Annotated in this window: 17 protein-coding genes; 1 reads left to right on the top strand and 16 read right to left on the bottom strand. The window is 48.4% G+C overall.

Features of this window, described 5'->3' with window-relative positions; all coding sequences use genetic code 11:
- Nucleotides 1–221: 221 nt before the first annotated feature.
- The 4 genes from AC5W14_RS05980 to AC5W14_RS05965 form a co-directional block, all read right to left on the bottom strand.
- On the bottom strand, nt 222–1901 hold the full coding sequence (locus tag AC5W14_RS05980) for an ABC transporter permease (RefSeq protein ID WP_496059688.1): 1680 nt from the start codon (nt 1899–1901) through the stop codon (nt 222–224).
- A gap of 29 nt (nt 1902–1930) precedes the next feature.
- Entirely contained in the window at nt 1931–3007 is a 1077-nt protein-coding gene (locus AC5W14_RS05975) for an extracellular solute-binding protein (RefSeq protein WP_496193911.1), read from the bottom strand.
- Between the two features lie 172 nt (nt 3008–3179).
- Entirely contained in the window at nt 3180–4232 is a 1053-nt protein-coding gene (locus tag AC5W14_RS05970; protein WP_496193910.1) for an ABC transporter ATP-binding protein, read from the bottom strand.
- 638 nt (nt 4233–4870) lie between these two features.
- A complete protein-coding gene (locus AC5W14_RS05965; RefSeq protein WP_496059691.1) occupies nt 4871–5248 on the bottom strand; it encodes a VOC family protein in 378 nt (125 codons plus the stop codon).
- A 249-nt stretch (nt 5249–5497) separates the two neighbouring features.
- On the opposite strand from AC5W14_RS05965, the gene AC5W14_RS05960 reads away from it, so the two are divergent.
- On the top strand, nt 5498–6454 hold the full coding sequence (locus AC5W14_RS05960; RefSeq protein ID WP_496193909.1) for an alpha/beta fold hydrolase: 957 nt from the start codon (nt 5498–5500) through the stop codon (nt 6452–6454).
- A gap of 42 nt (nt 6455–6496) precedes the next feature.
- Here the strand turns inward: AC5W14_RS05960 and AC5W14_RS05955 are convergent, their stop codons facing one another.
- From AC5W14_RS05955 to AC5W14_RS05900, 12 genes are all read right to left on the bottom strand, one after another.
- Complete coding sequence (locus tag AC5W14_RS05955) at nt 6497–7345, bottom strand: SDR family oxidoreductase (RefSeq protein ID WP_496059693.1); 849 nt, start codon at nt 7343–7345, stop codon at nt 6497–6499.
- Between the two features lie 89 nt (nt 7346–7434).
- Complete coding sequence (locus AC5W14_RS05950) at nt 7435–8523, bottom strand: NAD(P)/FAD-dependent oxidoreductase (protein WP_496193908.1); 1089 nt, start codon at nt 8521–8523, stop codon at nt 7435–7437.
- A gap of 19 nt (nt 8524–8542) precedes the next feature.
- Nucleotides 8543–9970 (bottom strand): dihydrolipoyl dehydrogenase family protein, encoded by a 1428-nt coding sequence (locus AC5W14_RS05945; protein ID WP_496193907.1) that lies wholly within the window; start codon nt 9968–9970, stop codon nt 8543–8545.
- Entirely contained in the window at nt 9967–10560 is a 594-nt protein-coding gene (locus AC5W14_RS05940; RefSeq protein WP_496193906.1) for a CDP-alcohol phosphatidyltransferase family protein, read from the bottom strand. Before AC5W14_RS05940 ends, AC5W14_RS05945 begins: the two co-directional genes overlap by 4 nt.
- A complete protein-coding gene (locus tag AC5W14_RS05935; protein ID WP_496193905.1) occupies nt 10560–11234 on the bottom strand; it encodes a TVP38/TMEM64 family protein in 675 nt (224 codons plus the stop codon). The genes AC5W14_RS05940 and AC5W14_RS05935 overlap by 1 nt, the downstream gene beginning before the upstream one ends.
- Entirely contained in the window at nt 11231–12223 is a 993-nt protein-coding gene (locus AC5W14_RS05930) for an ABC transporter ATP-binding protein (protein ID WP_496193904.1), read from the bottom strand. Before AC5W14_RS05930 ends, AC5W14_RS05935 begins: the two co-directional genes overlap by 4 nt.
- Nucleotides 12224–12236: 13 nt before the next feature.
- On the bottom strand, nt 12237–13022 hold the full coding sequence (locus AC5W14_RS05925; protein WP_496193903.1) for an ABC transporter permease: 786 nt from the start codon (nt 13020–13022) through the stop codon (nt 12237–12239).
- A 1-nt stretch (nt 13023) separates the two neighbouring features.
- A complete protein-coding gene (locus AC5W14_RS05920; RefSeq protein WP_496193902.1) occupies nt 13024–13890 on the bottom strand; it encodes an ABC transporter permease in 867 nt (288 codons plus the stop codon).
- Nucleotides 13871–15109 (bottom strand): ABC transporter substrate-binding protein, encoded by a 1239-nt coding sequence (locus AC5W14_RS05915; RefSeq protein WP_496193901.1) that lies wholly within the window; start codon nt 15107–15109, stop codon nt 13871–13873. The genes AC5W14_RS05920 and AC5W14_RS05915 overlap by 20 nt, the downstream gene beginning before the upstream one ends.
- Nucleotides 15110–15258: 149 nt before the next feature.
- Nucleotides 15259–16035 carry an anti-sigma factor domain-containing protein gene (locus AC5W14_RS05910; protein ID WP_496193900.1) on the bottom strand — a complete coding sequence of 259 codons (777 nt, stop codon included), beginning with the start codon at nt 16033–16035 and terminating at the stop codon, nt 15259–15261.
- Nucleotides 16028–16594: an RNA polymerase sigma factor gene (locus AC5W14_RS05905; protein WP_496193899.1), complete on the bottom strand. Its 567-nt coding sequence runs from the start codon at nt 16592–16594 to the stop codon at nt 16028–16030. The genes AC5W14_RS05910 and AC5W14_RS05905 overlap by 8 nt, the downstream gene beginning before the upstream one ends.
- 143 nt (nt 16595–16737) lie before the next feature.
- Nucleotides 16738–17916 (bottom strand): ABC transporter permease, encoded by a 1179-nt coding sequence (locus tag AC5W14_RS05900; protein ID WP_496193898.1) that lies wholly within the window; start codon nt 17914–17916, stop codon nt 16738–16740.
- Between the last annotated feature and the right edge of the window lie 29 nt (nt 17917–17945).

The raw sequence follows: 17945 nt of genomic DNA, 5'->3' as shown, positions 1-17945 counted from the left end.
TATACAAAAAACTGTACGGGGTCGCTTTCCGCAGGCCATGTCTCAGCTAAAGAGAAAAAAATCGTCCTCTTTATCTTCGCCGATGGCTGTTCTGCAGGAGTCTCCCCCTGTTTTTTGCTTCATTGTTGACAGACGTTCTAAAGAATTCAGATCCTGTATAGATATACTTGATGGAGTGATTCCTCGACAATCTGAAAAAGCAGCCAAATTGGCTGCTTTTTTTAGTATCGTTTTAATAAATAACGCAGAGGAACGATGGAGATAAGAATAATCAACAGCGCCGCCGGAGCCGCCTGATGATAAATGGCTTCACTTGTTTCCACCCAGATTCTTACAGCCAGCGTGTCAAAACCCGGAGGCCGGAGAAGAAGGGTGGCCGGAAGCTCCTTGATGGAGCTTACAAATACGAGTGCCCCGCCTGCGAGCACGCCGGGCAGCATAGCCGGTAGAATAACCTTTATCATCACCTTCCACGGCGGCTGGCCGAGGCTTCTTGCCGCTTCGTCAATTCTTGGGGAGATCAGGCTGAGTGACGCCGCACTGGACTGCATCGCCTGTGGCAGAAAGCGCACGACAAAAGCGACCGCGACCAGAAACATCGTATTGTACAGCCATGGAATGTACTGATTAAATAAGAAAATCAGCCCAAGTGCTACAATAACACCGGGCAGCGCGTAGCCCGAATAGCTCAGTTTATCTATAGTCGTTGAGAACACACTTGGGTAGCGGGACGTTAAATAGACGAGCGGGACAGCCATGATCATGCAGAACAGGGCTGCCAGCCCGGACACCCGGAAGCTGTTCCAGGCAAACTCCCAGAAATCGCTGTCCAAAGCTCCTTCTCCCACCCCTATATACGACCAGTATAAAAGAACAGTTACCGGCAGAAGCACGGAGATAAAAAATACGATCGACACATACAGCACGGAAAGCAGCTTCCACTTCCCGAGCGGCAGCGTTTCCGGCTCCGCATAGCTGTTGGATGTCTGGTAGTATTTCTGTTTTCTTTTTGTTTTAGACTCCGTCCACAAAATCACCAGCGTAAGAGCAATCAGCACGACACTCAGTACAGTAGCGGAAATATTATCGAAACTTCCCATCTGATAATAGATAGCCGCCGTAAATGTCGTGTAGCGTAGCATCGCTATCGCCCCGAAGTCAGACAGCACATACAAGGCAATCAGAATAGCGCCGGCACCTATGGCCGGCCGCAGGAAAGGCATGTTTACTTTCCAGAAAACCTGGCCCGTGGACATCCCCTGAGAACGCGCCACCTCTTCGTAACTCCGGTTCATTTTACGTAAAGATGCGCTCGCAATTAAAAAGACATACGGGTATGTAAACATAGTGAGTACAAAAAATACGCCCCAAAAAGAATACATATTCAAAGGATAGTCTGCTGCCAGAAATTCCATATCGCGCCAGATGCCGGCCGCCCATCCGGTCGGGCCAAATACAATAATATAAGCCATCGCCCCTACATAAGGAGGAATAACAAGCGGCAGGGCAAGCATCCACTGCCAGTGCCTTTTCCCCGGCAGATCCGTGCGGTTTACAATCCAGGCCAGGGAAACGCCGAGCAGCACAGCAAACACTGTTACCATCGCTGTTAAGGACAATGTATTCCATAATAATTCAGGTATCCTGGTATCAAGCAGCCTGGCCCAGCTGTCCGCACCTGCCCCGGCGGACTGCAGCACTACATATACAACCGGCACTGCCATCAGCAGCGCAATCAGCGCACAGATGCCAAACAGGAAAAAGCCCGGCGGATTGCCGTTCCATACAGTCATCCACCAGCCCATGCGATCCCCCTGCTGTTTTCTATACTTAAAGGCTGAGAAATGATTCTTCTCAGCCTTGGCAGAATGTTCCTTTTTCATTTCTTTTTTGTTGTTCATAAAGACAGCTCCTATACAGCTTGACGCATTTAACGAATTTCCAGATCGAGTCCGGAATCTTCTATCAGCTCACGAGTATCTTCCCACACTTCACCAAGATCGCGCAATGGTAGATCATGTGTCTTGTAGTCATCAATACTCGCTGCATCTTCAATTGGCTCAATATCCGGGTTAATAGGAACCTCTAAAGAATCATAGGAGAACGCCTGCTGGTTCTCTTCTTCCAGCACCCAGTCTAAAAATATGCGGGCATTCTCTTCATTAGGGGCCCCTTCAATCAGACCGACACCGGCTGCGTTAACTACCGCACCCATTTCATCTTCCTCCTGGTCTGGATAAATTACTCCGACATTGTTATCGGTCGGTTCCTGCAGCTGTTGATGGTAGTAGTAGTTGTTAACGAGACCAAAAGAAAATTCTCCTGCGCCTACGCCGCGGCGGATATCTCCGTGTCCATCAAGAACGGCCGCTGCATTATCCTGCACGCCATTAATCCATTCTGATGTCGCTTCGTCTCCCCACTCCTGGCGGAGAGCGGAAACATGGCCGATCATGCCCCCGTTGCCTCCACGGGTAATCGCAAACTCTCCTTCGTATTCCTCGTCCGTCAGATCTTCGATCCGCTTAGGCATTTCTTCTTCTGTAATCATATCTTTATTGTACATAAGCACACGGGTTCTTGCGGAAAGTGCAAACCACGAGCCGTCTTCTGCCCGATATATTTCATCAATGCTTTCTATGTTTTCCGGTTCTGCTTCCTGAAGAAAGCCTTCCAGCCTAAGGTGTTCCAACGCGCCGACGTCATTAGAAATAAAAATATCCGACTGAACGTTGTTCTCTTCTCCTTTAATACGGTTCACTGCATTATCATCAAGAGCGAGCATATTCACTTCAACCCCTGTATCTTCTGTGAATTTATCAAGCAGAGGCCCGACAAACTCTTCGTTCCTCGATGTGTAAACAGTCAATTCTCCATCTGCTTCTTCCACAGACCCTTCCCCGCTGCCTGATTCTTCTTCTGTTTCCTCCTCCTGCCCGCATGCTGCCATAACAAGTGCCAGTGACGCTGCAGAAGTTAAAACTAATGATTTTTTAAACAAGTTCATTTTTATACCCCCTATTTAATTGAAAGTGATTATCATTCCCAATCACTAGTGTAATCGATAACAATAAAGAAGGCAATCGTTTGTTGAAAAATGTCGAAAAGTGAACATATTTCTGGATAATCCTGCAAAAAAAGCCTCGTACCAGGGCACGAAGGCTTGTACTTTTTTTCTATTATTCAACCAGGGCTACTAATTCCGGAGTAATATCAAATGAAACGATAGAGCCGGGCTCAATGTCCGTTTCCACCGGCGCATAAATGCTCATTGCTTCCTCGGTGGATCCTTTGAGACGCACAGTAAGTTCCTGAAACTCACCGCCGTAGGTTACGGTTTCTACTACCCCGTTATACCGGCCTTCTTCCGAAAGCCTGCAGCCTTCCGGACGAATTGATATTTTTACGTTTTCTATCATTTCCTCCGAATGAGAAGGGAGGCATACTTTTCCGATATGGGTATCGACATGCTTCAAATCCTGGCACATCGTTCCAGCCATTAAATTCGTCTTGCCGACAAATTGAGCCACAAAGCAGTTCCGCGGACAGCGGTACATTTCTTTAGGAGAGGCAATCTGCTGGACTTCCCCCTGGTTCATAACGACAATTCGATCCGATACGGCGAAGGCATCTTTCTGATCATGAGTCACAATGATTGCCGTTGTCCCGGTTTCCCGCAGAATACGTGTCACATCATATCTCATTTTTTCGCGCAGGCCGGCATCGAGATTACTAAATGGTTCATCCATTAAAATCAAATTAGGCTTTGGTGCAAGCGCCCGGGCTAATGCCACCCGCTGCTGCTGCCCGCCGGAGAGCTCATTTGGGTACCGGTTTCCATATGAAGCCAGTCCGACCAGCTCCAGTACCTCATCGGCACGTTTTCTTTTTTCGCGTGTTTTCCATTGATTCAATCCGAACATGACGTTCTTTTTTATCGTCAGGTGAGGAAACAGCGCATAGTCCTGAAACACCATGCCGATATTTCTTTTTTCCGGAGCGATGGTCTTTCCTTTAGCCGAAATCATTCTATCGTCTAATTCAATGGTACCTTCAGAAGGCTGTTCAAATCCGGCAATCATTCGAAGCGTTGTTGTTTTTCCACATCCGCTCGGCCCCAGAAGAGAAATTATTTCACCTTTTTCAATATTAAGGGAAACGTTATGTACAGCAGGCGTTTCCGCATTTCTATGATAAAACTTTGTAATGTCTTTCAGATGTAGAAAACTCACAGCTTGCCCTCCTGAGTCTGCTTCCGCTGTTCAGCCGTCGGCAGTTGAGAATGATTTTCATTATTTAGTAAAGTATAGCACGGCAAAAAACCACTGGTCAACTAAAGGAAAAGCAAAAAAAGCTGCCACGGAATGACTCCGTGACAGCTTTTATCTATTTTTTAGTTAAAGAAGTAATGATCGTTTAGGCCTCTGCCTTCATTGTACTCGCTGAGCATCCGGTCTGCCTGTGTTTTAGAGTCCTGGTACATGTTTTCAAGCATGTGCATAAAGAAGTTTTTCAATTCATGCGCCTTCTTTCGTTTAAGATTTAACCTTATTATGCTCCTTATTTTAGGGTTTTGACAAAACCCTCCCGGGTTCAAGAAAACGGAAACATTCTTCATGAAAACGGTAATAAAACATCTTTATCTTCATTTTTCTCCTATTTCCTTATTATTTCTTTGTTTTACATTATTTTATCGTATGATCACTCTTTATGACACCGTTTTGACATATCTTTAAAGAAAAAAAGCCCTTGCTTGGGGGCAGTACAAATCGACTTTGCTGCGACAAAAATTCTTTGACAGCTTCTGCAAAAGTGAAAAATATAAAAAAGCTGACAAGGTCTGCCAGCTGAAACCTCTATTCATAAGGGCTTATTTCTTTTCCATAATGGCAAAGTAGTTTTCTTCATGATCAGCAAAGTTAAATACTCTGCCGGAGGGCATGTTTACAACCTCCCCTACTTTTACATCCTTATTGGAGAGATCTGCATATAATTCATCAAAAGCGTCTGTAAAAAATAGTAATGAAGGTGTCTCCAGGTTTACCCCGGGAGACATAGCCGCCACAAACTCTTTATTGTGCAGCACGATACTCGTTTCGGCGTCCGGAGCCGGGGCTATTTCAATCCATCTCATTCCGCTTTTATTTTCTTCCGCTATTACATGAAACCCCGCTTTTTCTTTCCAAAACGTTACCGCTTCATCCTGATCATTCACATACAGCATGATTTGACCGACCTTATTAATCATCCCTTTTCAACTCCTTATATAAGGTTATATTCAAGGACACCCTCGTAAGTTCTGATTACCGTTCGCACCGGGCATAAAGAACAATCTTCCTGCATAGTATCCTGTTCCCTGAACATGGAATAAATTAACATAAACCTGCGCGTTTTAGTTGAAAAACAATTGATCTGTAAAATAAATGAAATTATAATGAATGTACATTTAAATAGAGGCAGGTCCTACTAGATAAGACCCTTGTGAAAAGGAGGTCAGATGGCAGCGATGAAGGATGATACAAAGAAACGCCGGTTTGATAAATCCTTAGTCAACGATCCCCCCATTGGACATTTTTACAACGTGGAAGAACGACAGTTGGCACTCGATTATACCGGAATAGGAAGTCCGGCAGTAGTATTTTTACCGGCTGCCGGCATGATAGGTCTTGACTATCTGAACATTCACCAGGAAATAGCGAAGCAGACCACTTCCGTAATTTATGACCGCGCGGGAACGGGCTGGAGCGATCCGGTTAAGCTCCCCCGCAGCGCCGGGGAAGTCACAGATGAACTGCGGAACCTACTGATTTCCGCCCGGATACCCGCCCCTTATCTGTTCGTCGGCCATTCACTCGGCGGCATCTATGCCCAGCGGTTCGCACAGCGCTTCCCGGAAGAAACAGCGGGAATGCTGTTAATAGAACCACCGCACGAAGACTTTCTCACCCGTACACCAAGCTTCAAAAAACGATACCTTCCCCAGCAGGGCCTGGTGCTTTTCCAAACACTCCTGACATACAAGCGATCCTTCCGCCTTATATACGAGCAGATGCTTGCCGGATGGCCGGAGGCATTACGTAAACCGCTGATCGATTATCATATGAAGACACTGCCAAAAACGATGGCAGAAAGAAAAAACATAAAAAGCGGACTTTATACTGAAATCCGCGAAGGAGGCAGGCTTCCTGATATCCCGGTGATCGTGTGTACAGTGTCTGGAATCGATCCGTTTACGAAGCTCATCACCAGCCCGGGTTTTCTGCGCGGAATGATTGCTCCCTTTAACGAGGCAAAACACACCATTTACTCGGCCTTAGCCGCTTCTGTTCCCCGCGGAGAGCATCGCACCGTCGAACATGCCGGACATGCTACCATTCACACGGATAATCCGGATGAAGTCATCAACGCCATCCAGCATCTGCTCGATTTAAATGGAACGCACCATGAGAATTAAAGCAAAAAGACTATAGAGCAAAACTCTTTTCAACTCGTTGATCTACTCTATCCAGTTATCTTTGTAATCTTCAATATATGTCCGCATATCTGCAGGCTTTTTACCTGTTATTTTCTCATAATCGTCCTTAATTCCCTTTGCTAATCCCAGCTTTGTCGGGATATGAATGCCTACTACAACGTTAATAAACTCTTCTTTTTCCCCTCTTTTTTTCATAAATACTTTAAATTCTTTCACTGAAGGATTTGTGTATTCTATCGTAATGCCTAGAATGTCCGTCATTATTTCTGCCGTTTCATAAAAACTGAGAGCCTCCCTGCCTGTAATTTCGTAGCTTTTGTTTTTATGTTTTTCAGGATAAATCAATGCTTCGGCTGAGATTTCAGCTAAGTCTCTTGTATCAACAAAGCTCGTTTTCCCTTTACCTGCCGGGACAAAAATACGCTGTCTTTCTTTGATTTCTTTACGCAGAAAATCATTTAGGTTCTGCATAAAATAACCTGCCCGTACAAATGTATAAGGAATGCCGGATTTTTTGATTAACTTTTCCATTTTATAATGATGTATAAAGGGCAGGTACTGCACATCTTTAAGTGATAAGTAGGCAATGTGCTTTATTCCGCTGTTTTTTGCCTTTTCTATAAAAGTATCAAATGCCAGGTTACTTCCAGGCGGGTACATTAAAAATATACGATCTGCCTGTTCAAGAGCTTTATCAAATGTATGTGGATCTGCAAAATCAAGACGTACGAACTCGTATGTCTCCCCAAACGTTTCTTTAGCTTTTTCAGGGTGCCGAACGCCGCAAATCATAGAAATATCTTTATCCTTAAGCTGTTGAGCAACTTCGCCGCCAACCTTCCCCGTAAAACCGGTAACTAAAATTTTCATGACCGCTCCTTTCTTAAATTAAAATAGGCTGGCAGATGCCCGGTTTTATACCAAACTTCAACCAGCCATTCAGCTGTGACCTCAAAAAATTACATCTCCTCCACGCGAAGAGATGCCATAAATTTTTTATCGATTTTATTTTTTACCTGCCAGGCGGCAGAGCCTTTCATGTGACGTTTTCCTCTTATGAGCAGGCCTTTCTTTCCACCGAGGGACAGAATAGCCATGTATTTTCTCTGCGGCGTAAATGTCTGCCCTGGACCCCCTTGGAAAAAAGCCGTAATGTTTTCTTTCAGCACGGGCGCCTGCCGGATTGCGTATACGCCGTTTTTAGGAAGGTCCGGGTAGGCGTCGATCGTGACGCTGTCCCCCGCTCCAAACAATCCCGGCAGTCCCGGCACTTCCATCCCGGCAGTCACGCGCAGGGAACCGTCTTCTGCAGTTGGAAGCAAAGAAGCCTGGAACACCGGGTGAGCGGCACTTCCTGTCAGCCAGAGCGCTTCATCAAATGAGTGCCGGCTGCTGTCAGTATTCAGTGCTCCTTCTGTTTCTTCGGCGCGCCCCTCTTCTATAATCTGCACTTTCTGCTTGTGAAGCATCTGCCGAACCACCTGCTGAATCCGCCTGGTTTCGGTCGGCATGATGCCGCCGGAGGAAAACAAACGCACCGGATGGGCCGACCTGCGGTGCTTTTTCCGCCAGGCCTGGAGCGAGAGGGCCATTTCGACTCCGCCGTACCCGCTTCCAATGACCGCAGGCTGTTCCGCACAGCGCATTCGTTCTACCGTGTCCGGCACCCCAAGCGCCGGTTTAAGGACATGGGATCCCCTGCCGGCAGAAACACCCGCGGTTTTGGCTCCGATGTTAATCGAGGCCGCATCAAAGAACAGCGTGTCGCCCCGGTCCGTCTCCACCTGCTTTTGATGATAATCCACTTTTATTGCAGCCCCCTCCAGAAAAGACCCTCCGTGCCTGCGGCAGAAAGAACCCAGCTCCACGCGGATGTCTTCTTTTTCGTAGAGTCCTTCCATTAAACCGGAAAACATGCCGGAGTAGTAATGGTACGGACCCGGGGACAGCAGAATCCATTCTATCTCTTTTTTGTCTGCTGCGCTCCAGTCGCGGATCATCGTTAAATGGGCATGGCCGGCTCCGATTAGAATCAGGCGCTTGGGCATATCGCTTTCCTCCTTTCTCTTACCGGAACGTCTGCACGTATTTCTTGAGCAGCTTTGTTACGCTGCTGTCAAAAAGCTTTTCCCTCCAGTAAATGTCGGCTGCTTTTTTCAGAATTTCCCCGCGCGATGGGTACGGATACACAATACTTGAAAACGAGCGGAGCGGCTTCTTCCAGGCTTTTGCCGCTACAACTTCGTGCATCCAGTCGGACGCATTTTTTCCAGCTGCATGCGCGCCTAAAATTCTGCCGCGCTTATCGGTAATAATTTTCATAAGCGGCGTTTTGTCCCGCTCTGCAATAAAACGGTCCACCTCTCCACCAGTTACTTTATATACATTGATGCTCTCTCCGTACTGATCCCTCGCCTGCTGCTCTGTCAGTCCAAGCCGGAACAGCTCCGGCTCTGTGTAAAAAACCCACGGCAGCGTGCTGTAGGACACTTTCCGGCGCAGGCCGAACACCGCGTTGGTGACGACAATCTGCCCTTCCAGGCCGGCCGCATGTGTAAATGCATACGTTCCGGTTACGTCTCCTACTGCATAAATATGAGGCGCTTTAGTCTGAAGCGTTGGTTTCACGGGGATACTGCCATCCTTTGCCGGGTCAATTCCTGCTTTGTCGAGCTGCAGCGAATCGGTATTGGGCCTGCGGCCGGCCGCAATCAGCAGCGCGTCCGCTTTTACTTTCTCCCCGTTGGACAAGACGGCGTACGTATGTCCGGAGGCGTCGTCTTTTTCCAGCGCCTCCACCCGTGTATCCGGAATAAAGTCAAGCTCTTCAAGCAGCGCATTCTGCACCTGCCTGCCAATCTCTTCTTCTTCATTCGGAAACAGCCGCGGCGCATTATCGACGATGGTCACGTTTGCACCGAGTCGGGCCAGTACCTGGGCGAGCTCTACGCCAACCGGGCCTCCTCCCACGCAGACGATGTGCCCGGGAAGTTCTTCGGCGTCGAAGATCGTTTCATTTGTGTAATATGGAAGCACCTCTATGTTATCGATCGGAGGAATAACCGGTTTTGAGCCAGTGGCAATCACGATCCGCTTTCCTTCAATTTCTTCGCCGTCCCCAAGCTTTACTGTGTGGGGGCCTGTAAATACAGCTTCTTTCAAAAACACATCCACGCCCATTTCCTCAAAGCGGGACACATCGTCCATTACCTGAATATCGTCTATCGCATCATGCACTCTCCGATTTACCTGTGCGAGAGAGACCTCACCGGAGAGTGTCAGATTATGCCGGGAAGCGGCCTGTCTTGCCTGATGAATTTCTTTTCCCGCCGTAATAAATGCTTTGGACGGCACACAGCCGGCGTGAAGACAGTCCCCGCCGAGGTTATTCTTTTTTTCAATCAACGCTACTGAAGCACCGAACTGGGCAGCACCGGATGCGGCCGTTAAGCCGCCGGATCCGCCTCCGATAATAATAAGATCGTATGTTTTCATTCTGCCGGCTCCTTTAATATTTTTTTAGCCTCCATTAAACGCTGGATGCCTGTAAACACTTCTACAAATAGAAATAATATCGTGGAATAAAGCAGAATCGAAGGAAACAGGATCATGATCGTAAACAAGATAAACCCTTCCGTCCGCTCTGCGAGCCCTGCCTGATAGTAAAAAGATTTTATTCCTTTTTGCTCCGAGACGGTACCAACCGTTAAAAACACGGTCATTGAAAAAATGATCGACACGCTCAGGAGCAGAAACAGCCACATTAAATCCGGGAATAAAAAAGCAAGCCCCAGCAGTACGCTGATCTCTACAAGCCGGTCAAACGTGACGTCCATTACGGTGCCAAAGGCAGAGGGCTTCGTTTTGCGGGCCATCGATCCATCCACGGCATCCAGAAAACCGGAAATCCACAGCAGCAGGACGGCTGCGGGCCCAAACCCCAAATAAACAAGCGGCCCTGCCGCTACGCCGATAATAAAAGAGGCCACCGTCACCTGATTGGCGGACAATCCCCTGCGGAGAAAGAAATCCGCTGCATGTCCAATGACAGGCTGTACATATTTTCTGGCATGCGTATCAAGCATTAGCTATCGTCCTCATCTATGGATGCTTTATTGATAATATCTCTTCCTACTCTTACCCTTTTTAATAAATAAACAAAAGCGGTAATCGCCAGGAATACACTGGCAGCTATAATAATCTGTGTAAAGTCGCCGCTCACAAGTCCCGATCCAAGCAGGCTGTATCCGAGCGCTCCGGGGAAAATACCAATAAGCGTAGCGGCCGCATAAGCTCGGAAACGAATCGTCGACAGCCCGCAAATATAGCTGACCAGATCAAAATTCAGCACCGGAATCAGCCTCATAATGAGCGCATACAGGAATCCATTTTCATTCAGCTGGGTCTGAAAAACAGCGGCTTTTCCTTTCCACTTGCTGCCAATCACTTTTCCACCGAGCATCCGGGCAATATAAAAGGAAAGAATCGCCCCTCCCATTGCACCGATCATAATGTAGATAACACCTTCCACCGGCCCAAAGGCAAGTCCTCCGGCCAGCGAAAAGACAGACGCCGGGAAGAATACGAGCGAGCGCAGTGTATAAAGGACGATATATACAACAGGCGCCATCCATCCGTAGGAATCGATCGCCTGTTCAATATCGCCGGGACGAAATTGAAACACCTGGACATTCAGCCAGACCAGAACGGCGGCAACAACTGCCACCCCCGCAAGCAGAAGCGTTTTCTTATAGGTCATGCTTTCTCACCTTCTACCCGAAGCGTCGCCGTACTTTCTGAAAAAAGCAGGGACTCCGCCGGAGCATAGAGAACCACCTGGTCTCCAGGCCGCGCAGCGTTGGATTCGTTCCGCAAAGCGATAATGACCTTTTCTTGCTCCAAATAATAATTGTAAAACTGTAGTCCGTAGGCTTGTCTTTCTTCCTGAACGACAGCCCGAAACGTCCGGGACGGCTCTGTGATTTTTTTAGTAGTTACTGCAGCGAGCGGCACGAATGCCCCTTCTTTTGTGAAAAATCCTTCCGACGCAAGGGAGGCAGCAATCGGATGGACCGGCCGGCGGTATAGTTCTTCCGGCAGCCCGGACTGCAGAATTTTCCCTTCGCCGAGGACAGCCATTTTATCTCCCATCTGCTCGGCTTCCTCACGGTCATGCGTCACAAACAGCGCCGTCACTCCTTCTTCTTTCAGGACTTCCTTTACCCACAGCCTCATGGAGCGGCGGAGTTCTGAATCGAGGTGGGAAAATGGTTCATCCATTAACAGCAGCTTCGGCTTAACGATTAAAGCCCGGGCAAGCGATATCCGCTGCTGTTCGCCTCCCGAACATTCCGCCGGAAACTTATTCCCAAATCCGGCAAGGCCTACCTTTTCCAAAAAAATCTCCGCTTCCTGTCTTCGCTGTTTCACCGGCATTTTTTTTACTTTTAACCCGTAAGCGGTATTGTCCGCTGCATTCATATGTGGAAACAACAGCGGCTTTTGAAACATCATGACGACCGGACGTCGTTCCGCCGGCGTTCCTTTGACGTTTTCCCCGTTAATGAAAATATCTCCCGCGTCTTCTTTTATAATCCCGGCAATGGTCCGCAGCAGGGTCGTTTTCCCCGTGCCGGACCGTCCGAGAATGCTCATTGTTTCGCCCCGTTCAAGCTCGATATCAATCTCATTGAGGACGACATCGTTTTGATACTGTTTGGTTAAAGACCGAATCTCTAAATATGTCAAATTATCACCTGCCTTATCTTCGCTCGGCCGCAGCAAACACTATTCGCAGTACCGCTTCCGCCAGTAGAATCACTACGAGGGGAAGCAGCGCAAACAGAATAGACAACGCGCTTACGACCGCTTCATTTGCTGAATTGGAGTAGGGAAAATACAAAAGAGACAGCATCGGCACCGTACCCCCTCCGATAATAACCGGCAGAATGTACTGGCCTGCTGTAATGACAACTGTTAAAAAAACGGCCGAACGCAGGCTTGGCATCATCTGTGGAAGCTGTACAAACAGTAAAGCCTGCAGCGGACTGCTGCCAAGCGATTTCGCCTGCTCTTCTGATTCCGGTCCCAGCCTTTCAAAGCCGGCGCGGATGACCCGGATCGTATAAGGCAGAGTTGGAATAAACAGCACGAGCGCGGTGCCGGGCCACGTATCGGCAAGGCCGGCACGGATAAACGTAAAATGAATGCCCATTGCAACGGCCGTCATTGGAATAAGAATCGGCAGAAACAGCAGATTATCAAGCCACAGCTTGCCTTTAAAATGCTGATAGGCAAGCATTTTTGCAGCCGGAACACCGAGAAGCAGATTTCCTGCCGTGACCACCAGCGTTATAAGGACCGTTACTACCATCGACTGCCTTAACGCCGGATCACTGAAAGCTGTCTGCCACGCCTGCATCGATACAGCGGAAGGAAACAATTGCCCCCATCCCCATCCGGGGGCAATACTCTGCAAGAGCAGAAGCAGCAGGGGCAGAATACTGAATATAAGCAGAAATACACCTATTATTATTTTATGCTTCATATTATGCCCCGCCTCCTAAACGACTGCGCAGCTTGCGGACATACCACAAAACAAGCGCCGCGGCTGCCAGAATGGCTCCTGTGAGAAGCGTCATCGCAGCCAGCGCTTCCGGACGCCTGCTCCAGTCTCCGCTGTAAAACCATTCGTAGGCAAGAACAGCTCCCATTTCAGGAGAGGACGCACCAATGAGGTACGGCACTTCAAACGCGCCAAACACAAAACAAAAAATAATCAGACCTGTCTCAAGTGTTCCTGGCTTTAAGAACGCCCACTCTATGTCTTTAAAGCGCTGTAAAGGGCCTGCTCCGAGAGCTGCCGCCGCATGGGCAAATTCTTTATTCATTTCCTGATACACCGGGAGCATCATGAGGACAACAAACGGAATTTCCTTCCACACATACGTAAGAATCAATCCGATGCCCCTGGAGTCATTTGTCAGTATAGGAAAATCAGCTATTGCATCAATCCATCCGATCGAGGCTGCGGCCGTAGAAAGCCAGCCGCTCTGCGAAAAAATCAATATAACGAGATAGGCTCCGACAAAATGGGGAAACACCATCGGAATCCAAATAAGAAACCGGCTGTACCGGTCTTCCAGGTAATGATACAGCCCTCTCGCAATAAAGATGCCGAGCACAAGCGAAATGACCGTAGAAACGCCGGCCACGTAAAGACTGAAAAAGGCGGAAGACCAAAAGCGGCTGTTATCCGCTAATGTCTGATAAACAGACAGGCTCCATTGCCCTCCTTCTCCTTCCAGGCTTCCGAGCAGTACCTGCAGCAGGGCATACCACACCGAACCTACAAGCAGCAGCAGTACCGGCAGAAGCCAGAGAGCTGCAGCTTTCTTACGGCTGAACAACTTCATCGTTCCATTTCTCTTCCAGCCAGCCTACATAATCGGCATCCAGCTCCGGAAGGTAGGCATCATCAAGCTCTTCCTGGGAAGGAACGCTGTCCCCTCTGTCCACAGCTTCCATTGCGCTGCGGTCTTCTTCTGTCAAACGTCCTGGATCGAGGACGGAGCTCTCCCCCCACCCATCAGGATTCATTTTTTCAATCTGTGCTTCCGGAGAAAGCAGAAAATCCATTACAACCATCGCCCCACTAGGATTTCCGGCATTAAAGGGCATGGTGAGAAAATGCGTATTGCCGATAGATCCGCTCTCGAGCATAAACGTATCAGTGGTTTCCGGAAAGGTACCGTCCCGAATCAAGCTTTCCGCCCGCGCTTCGTTATACCCCATCGTCATGCTGACTTCACCGCGGCTGTAAAGCCGGTCCAGCTCTTCCACACTTGCCGGATACGTCTGCCCTTCTCTCCACAGGCTGCTTTCCCACGCATTTAAATAGTCCCACATCGGTCCGGTATCTTCTTCGAGCATTTTCTCATCGAAGGCTTCCGATGCAAATGCCGGATCGTTTTCATACTGGTCATACATCAGCTGCCTTAAAAAAGCGTTTCCTGTAAAATCAGTGGCCTCCGGATACGTAAATTCTCCCGGGTTCTCTTCCACCCATTGGCTGAGTTCCTCCCAGGTGGCGGGAGGCTGTTCCACTTTTTCTGTATCATACATAAAAGTAAACTGCACCTTACCGAGCGGGGATTCCATTCCATCAGTCGGTGTCCCGAAATCAAGCGTCGTTTCCGGAGAGTCTGCCTCTATGTATTCATTAAAATGCGGCAGTTTTTCCGTAAATGATCCGAGAAGCAGTTCATTTTCCTTGGCGCTCCGGAAATTTTCCCCGTTCAGCCACAGAATATCCATCGTTCCCTCCTGCTCCCCTGCCTCTTTTTCGGTAAGGAGCCGCTGCAGGCTTTCTTCCGTATCAATCGGCACCCGCTCCAATGCTATGCTGTGCTCCTGCTCTACGGCAGGGATCACGTACTCATCCATATATTGATTTAAGCCTTCATCGCCTCCCCACATAAACATGCGTACGTTCGAGCCGTCTGCTTCCGCGTTTATTGATTCCCAATCCTCCTCAAGCCAAGCTTCTGCTTCTTCTGTTTCTTCGGTATTGCTGCAGGCCGCCAGCAGACCTGTTCCCGCCAGAAAAATGCTTAATACCGCTGTTTTTCTCATTCGTGTCTCCTCCTCTGCTGTCTTTAGTTTACACGTTTTATTTCCGATTATCACAGATAAAGACCCTCCTCCTTTGTTGATACTTTCTGGTATGTATTAAAAAAACCGCCGGAAGCATGATATCTTCCGACGGCACTATATGATTGTCCTTAAATTTCTGCCTGCAGAACGACTTCGCCCTCCGGCAGCTGATTATCCGGCTGCGGTTCTCTTGTAACTGCAATTGCGTCCCAATTTTGTCCGCTTTCGGTTAAAGAAAATACCGAGCCGCCCCGGCCTTCCGCATCTGTCGTGAAGGATCCGGCCGGTATTGGGGACTCTCCTTCAATCAGCCAGACCTGGTACACTTCGTCTCCTTCCAGACCGGCCAGCTCTTGAGCCTGCACGAGCAGCTCCGCCTGATCTCCGGATTCTGCAAGCGTTGCGATTCCTGTACCTTCGGCTTCTTCACCCGGCTCCAGGCTTGCTGTAACCACCGGGCTCGCTGTCTGGGTTTCCTGCTGTTCCTGCATCGCGGTCTCCATCGACGTCAGCTCTTCTTCCAGTTCTTCATTCTGCGAAGCTACCTGCTGCAGCTGAGTAGCTACAAACACGTTGGCGCCTACCGATAACAGCAGGGCGGCTGCAAGAAGGCCGCCGATCAGGCCATAGCGTTTGCTTTTCGCTTTTCCTGTATACACTGCTTTCGGCTCACTGGATTCTTTCCTGCCTTCTTCCAATACCGAGCCAAGCACCCGTTCTTTCATTCCTGCAGGAGGATCGACCGGTTGCAATAACGAAGCAGGTTCTTCCATTAATTCTTCCCATTCCTGCAGCTCTTCTCTTAATTCTTTATCGTATTTCAGCTCATATTCAAATGCTTCTCTATCTCTGTCAGAGAGCTGATTGTTCAGATAGTCAAGAATTGCATCATGTTTGTTATTCAATTTCGATCCCCCTCTCCACAGCGACCATGCCTTTTAGCTTTTTGAGCGCCAGCCGGAGCCTGCCTTTTACCGTTCCAAGCGGAATGCCGCAGGCTTCAGCAATCTGGCTCTGCGACATGCCCTGAAAATAAAATAAACATATCATCCGCTGCTGTTCATCCGGCAGCTTATGAATAACGGCCTGAAGCTCTGTCCGCTCTTCTTTGCTTTCTATTTCCTCTTCTACAGAAGGCATTTGTTCATGGACAGAGTCTCTTTCCTCCCATTCGTATATTTCCATTTTCTTCTTACGGAGGTGATCAATAGAGGCGTTCCTCGTGATCGTCAACAGCCAGCTCGAGAATTTACCGCGGGACTCTGTATAGGTCCCCGCCCCTTTACCTCTCCACAGCTTAAAGAATACATCCTGCATTACTTCTTCTGCAGCCTGTTTATCTTTTACCATATTATAAGAAAACGAGTACAATAGGCGTTCATAGCGGGTGTAGAGTATCTCGAGCGCTTCTTTATCCTGCGCCTGAATTCTCTCGTACAATTCCGCATCTGTTAATGTCGGCATTTCCTGTCCCCCTCTTCATTCAACATAAAAATAAATCCATCCGATCAGGGGGCTGCTTTTTGTACTTGCTTAGTATACGCAGGAAACCCCCGATTGGATGCTTTTCTCATAGAAAATAAGTCTACTGAATGAATGGTAACGCTTCACTTCTTTTTTTCTTTAGGCAGGAACCAGCTTTTATTAAGGATCAGCACAAGCATAACGGCGGATGCTGTATAAAGAACCTGGGAAAACGTTCCTCCTGCACCGGCAAAGGCCGTCAGAATGGCGGCATGCCCTGCCATAACAAGTGCCGCAGCTCCTGCCGGCTCCCGCTTTCTTCTCTTCGCTGCTACAGGATAGACTCCAAGAGGCAGCGAATATTCATACAACTTTGGAAAAGCGGAAAGCTGGCGGCCGTACAGGTAAACAACGGCAGTCGCTGCAATGACTTTTGCTGTGGTGCTTTCAGAATAAAACAGCAGCACGGAACCAATGCCCGTAAAAAGAACCCAGCTTTGTAGATAACTGCCTCTTCTAATAAAAGAAAGAATGCTTATGTAAAGCATTGGCCTTTTCCATGAAACAGCCTTTGCAGCAATGTCTGCCTTTTTCCAGAATCGTATTTTCTCCGGCAGAAACGGAACTTCTGCAAACTGGGAAGCCGCTCTGTAGAAACGAAGACTGAGAGCATGCTCCGTTTCCTGCACTTTCTGCCATTGAAATGGCAGCGCCTTCAGCCTCTGTCTTCTATCATAAACAAATACGGCGTAAAGAGCCATCACCAATCCATATAACCAGAACCAATGAAAGAAGAGCCCCAGCAGGGCAGCTGTTGTTAAAGAGGCCGGCACGGCCTTATCTATAAATAAAGCCAGCCGCGTATGCGTATAATAATGAAAATATGTACCCAGTATATGAAGTCCTGCTATACCGGCGGCTATTCCGTAAAACAAAACGAACGGCTCTTCCTGCAGCGGGCCGGAGTAATAATAGGTTCCAGTGTAAACCAGGGCCAAAAGAAGCAGCGGTACCTTTCGGATAAAGGAAAAACGGCGCCCCCACCCCAGCAGTTCATCAATTCGGCTTTCAGCCGGCAGCAGAAACACCATATCCGCCGGCTTTACGAGCAGTCGCTGCTTCGTGCGAAGCAGCAGCACAGACCATAAAGCGGCGGCAGTCACCTGCCAGACCGGTCCGTGCTCAGCGCTTTGCAGCCAGGCACCGTAATAATAAAAACTGATCACAATGACAGCAATAGCGGCAACCACCAGGCCGCCGCTCATCATGTACCCTCCATATTTCATGCGTTCCTGCATGTAGGCTTCTGTCCGTTTCTGCATTAATTGTAGTAAAAACATGAAAGGAGCCT

Source organism: Sinobaca sp. TMA16-18 (assembly GCF_059510535.1).
This window is presented reverse-complemented; position numbering and strand designations above follow the sequence as displayed.

What these genes read in the sequence shown, in the direction of transcription:
- AC5W14_RS05940 (WP_496193906.1), bottom strand. Translation starts at nt 10,560, where the DNA reads ATGCTTGATACGCATGCCAGAAAATATGTACAGCCTGTCATTGGACAT.
- AC5W14_RS05960 (WP_496193909.1), top strand. Translation starts at nt 5,498, where the DNA reads ATGGCAGCGATGAAGGATGATACAAAGAAACGCCGGTTTGATAAATCC.
- AC5W14_RS05945 (WP_496193907.1), bottom strand. Translation starts at nt 9,970, where the DNA reads ATGAAAACATACGATCTTATTATTATCGGAGGCGGATCCGGCGGCTTA.
- AC5W14_RS05905 (WP_496193899.1), bottom strand. Translation starts at nt 16,594, where the DNA reads ATGCCGACATTAACAGATGCGGAATTGTACGAGAGAATTCAGGCGCAG.
- AC5W14_RS05975 (WP_496193911.1), bottom strand. Translation starts at nt 3,007, where the DNA reads ATGAACTTGTTTAAAAAATCATTAGTTTTAACTTCTGCAGCGTCACTG.
- AC5W14_RS05920 (WP_496193902.1), bottom strand. Translation starts at nt 13,890, where the DNA reads ATGAAGTTGTTCAGCCGTAAGAAAGCTGCAGCTCTCTGGCTTCTGCCG.
- AC5W14_RS05915 (WP_496193901.1), bottom strand. Translation starts at nt 15,109, where the DNA reads ATGAGAAAAACAGCGGTATTAAGCATTTTTCTGGCGGGAACAGGTCTG.
- AC5W14_RS05950 (WP_496193908.1), bottom strand. Translation starts at nt 8,523, where the DNA reads ATGCCCAAGCGCCTGATTCTAATCGGAGCCGGCCATGCCCATTTAACG.
- AC5W14_RS05935 (WP_496193905.1), bottom strand. Translation starts at nt 11,234, where the DNA reads ATGACCTATAAGAAAACGCTTCTGCTTGCGGGGGTGGCAGTTGTTGCC.
- AC5W14_RS05955 (WP_496059693.1), bottom strand. Translation starts at nt 7,345, where the DNA reads ATGAAAATTTTAGTTACCGGTTTTACGGGGAAGGTTGGCGGCGAAGTT.
- AC5W14_RS05900 (WP_496193898.1), bottom strand. Translation starts at nt 17,916, where the DNA reads ATGCAGAAACGGACAGAAGCCTACATGCAGGAACGCATGAAATATGGA.
- AC5W14_RS05980 (WP_496059688.1), bottom strand. Translation starts at nt 1,901, where the DNA reads ATGAACAACAAAAAAGAAATGAAAAAGGAACATTCTGCCAAGGCTGAG.
- AC5W14_RS05925 (WP_496193903.1), bottom strand. Translation starts at nt 13,022, where the DNA reads ATGAAGCATAAAATAATAATAGGTGTATTTCTGCTTATATTCAGTATT.
- AC5W14_RS05965 (WP_496059691.1), bottom strand. Translation starts at nt 5,248, where the DNA reads ATGATTAATAAGGTCGGTCAAATCATGCTGTATGTGAATGATCAGGAT.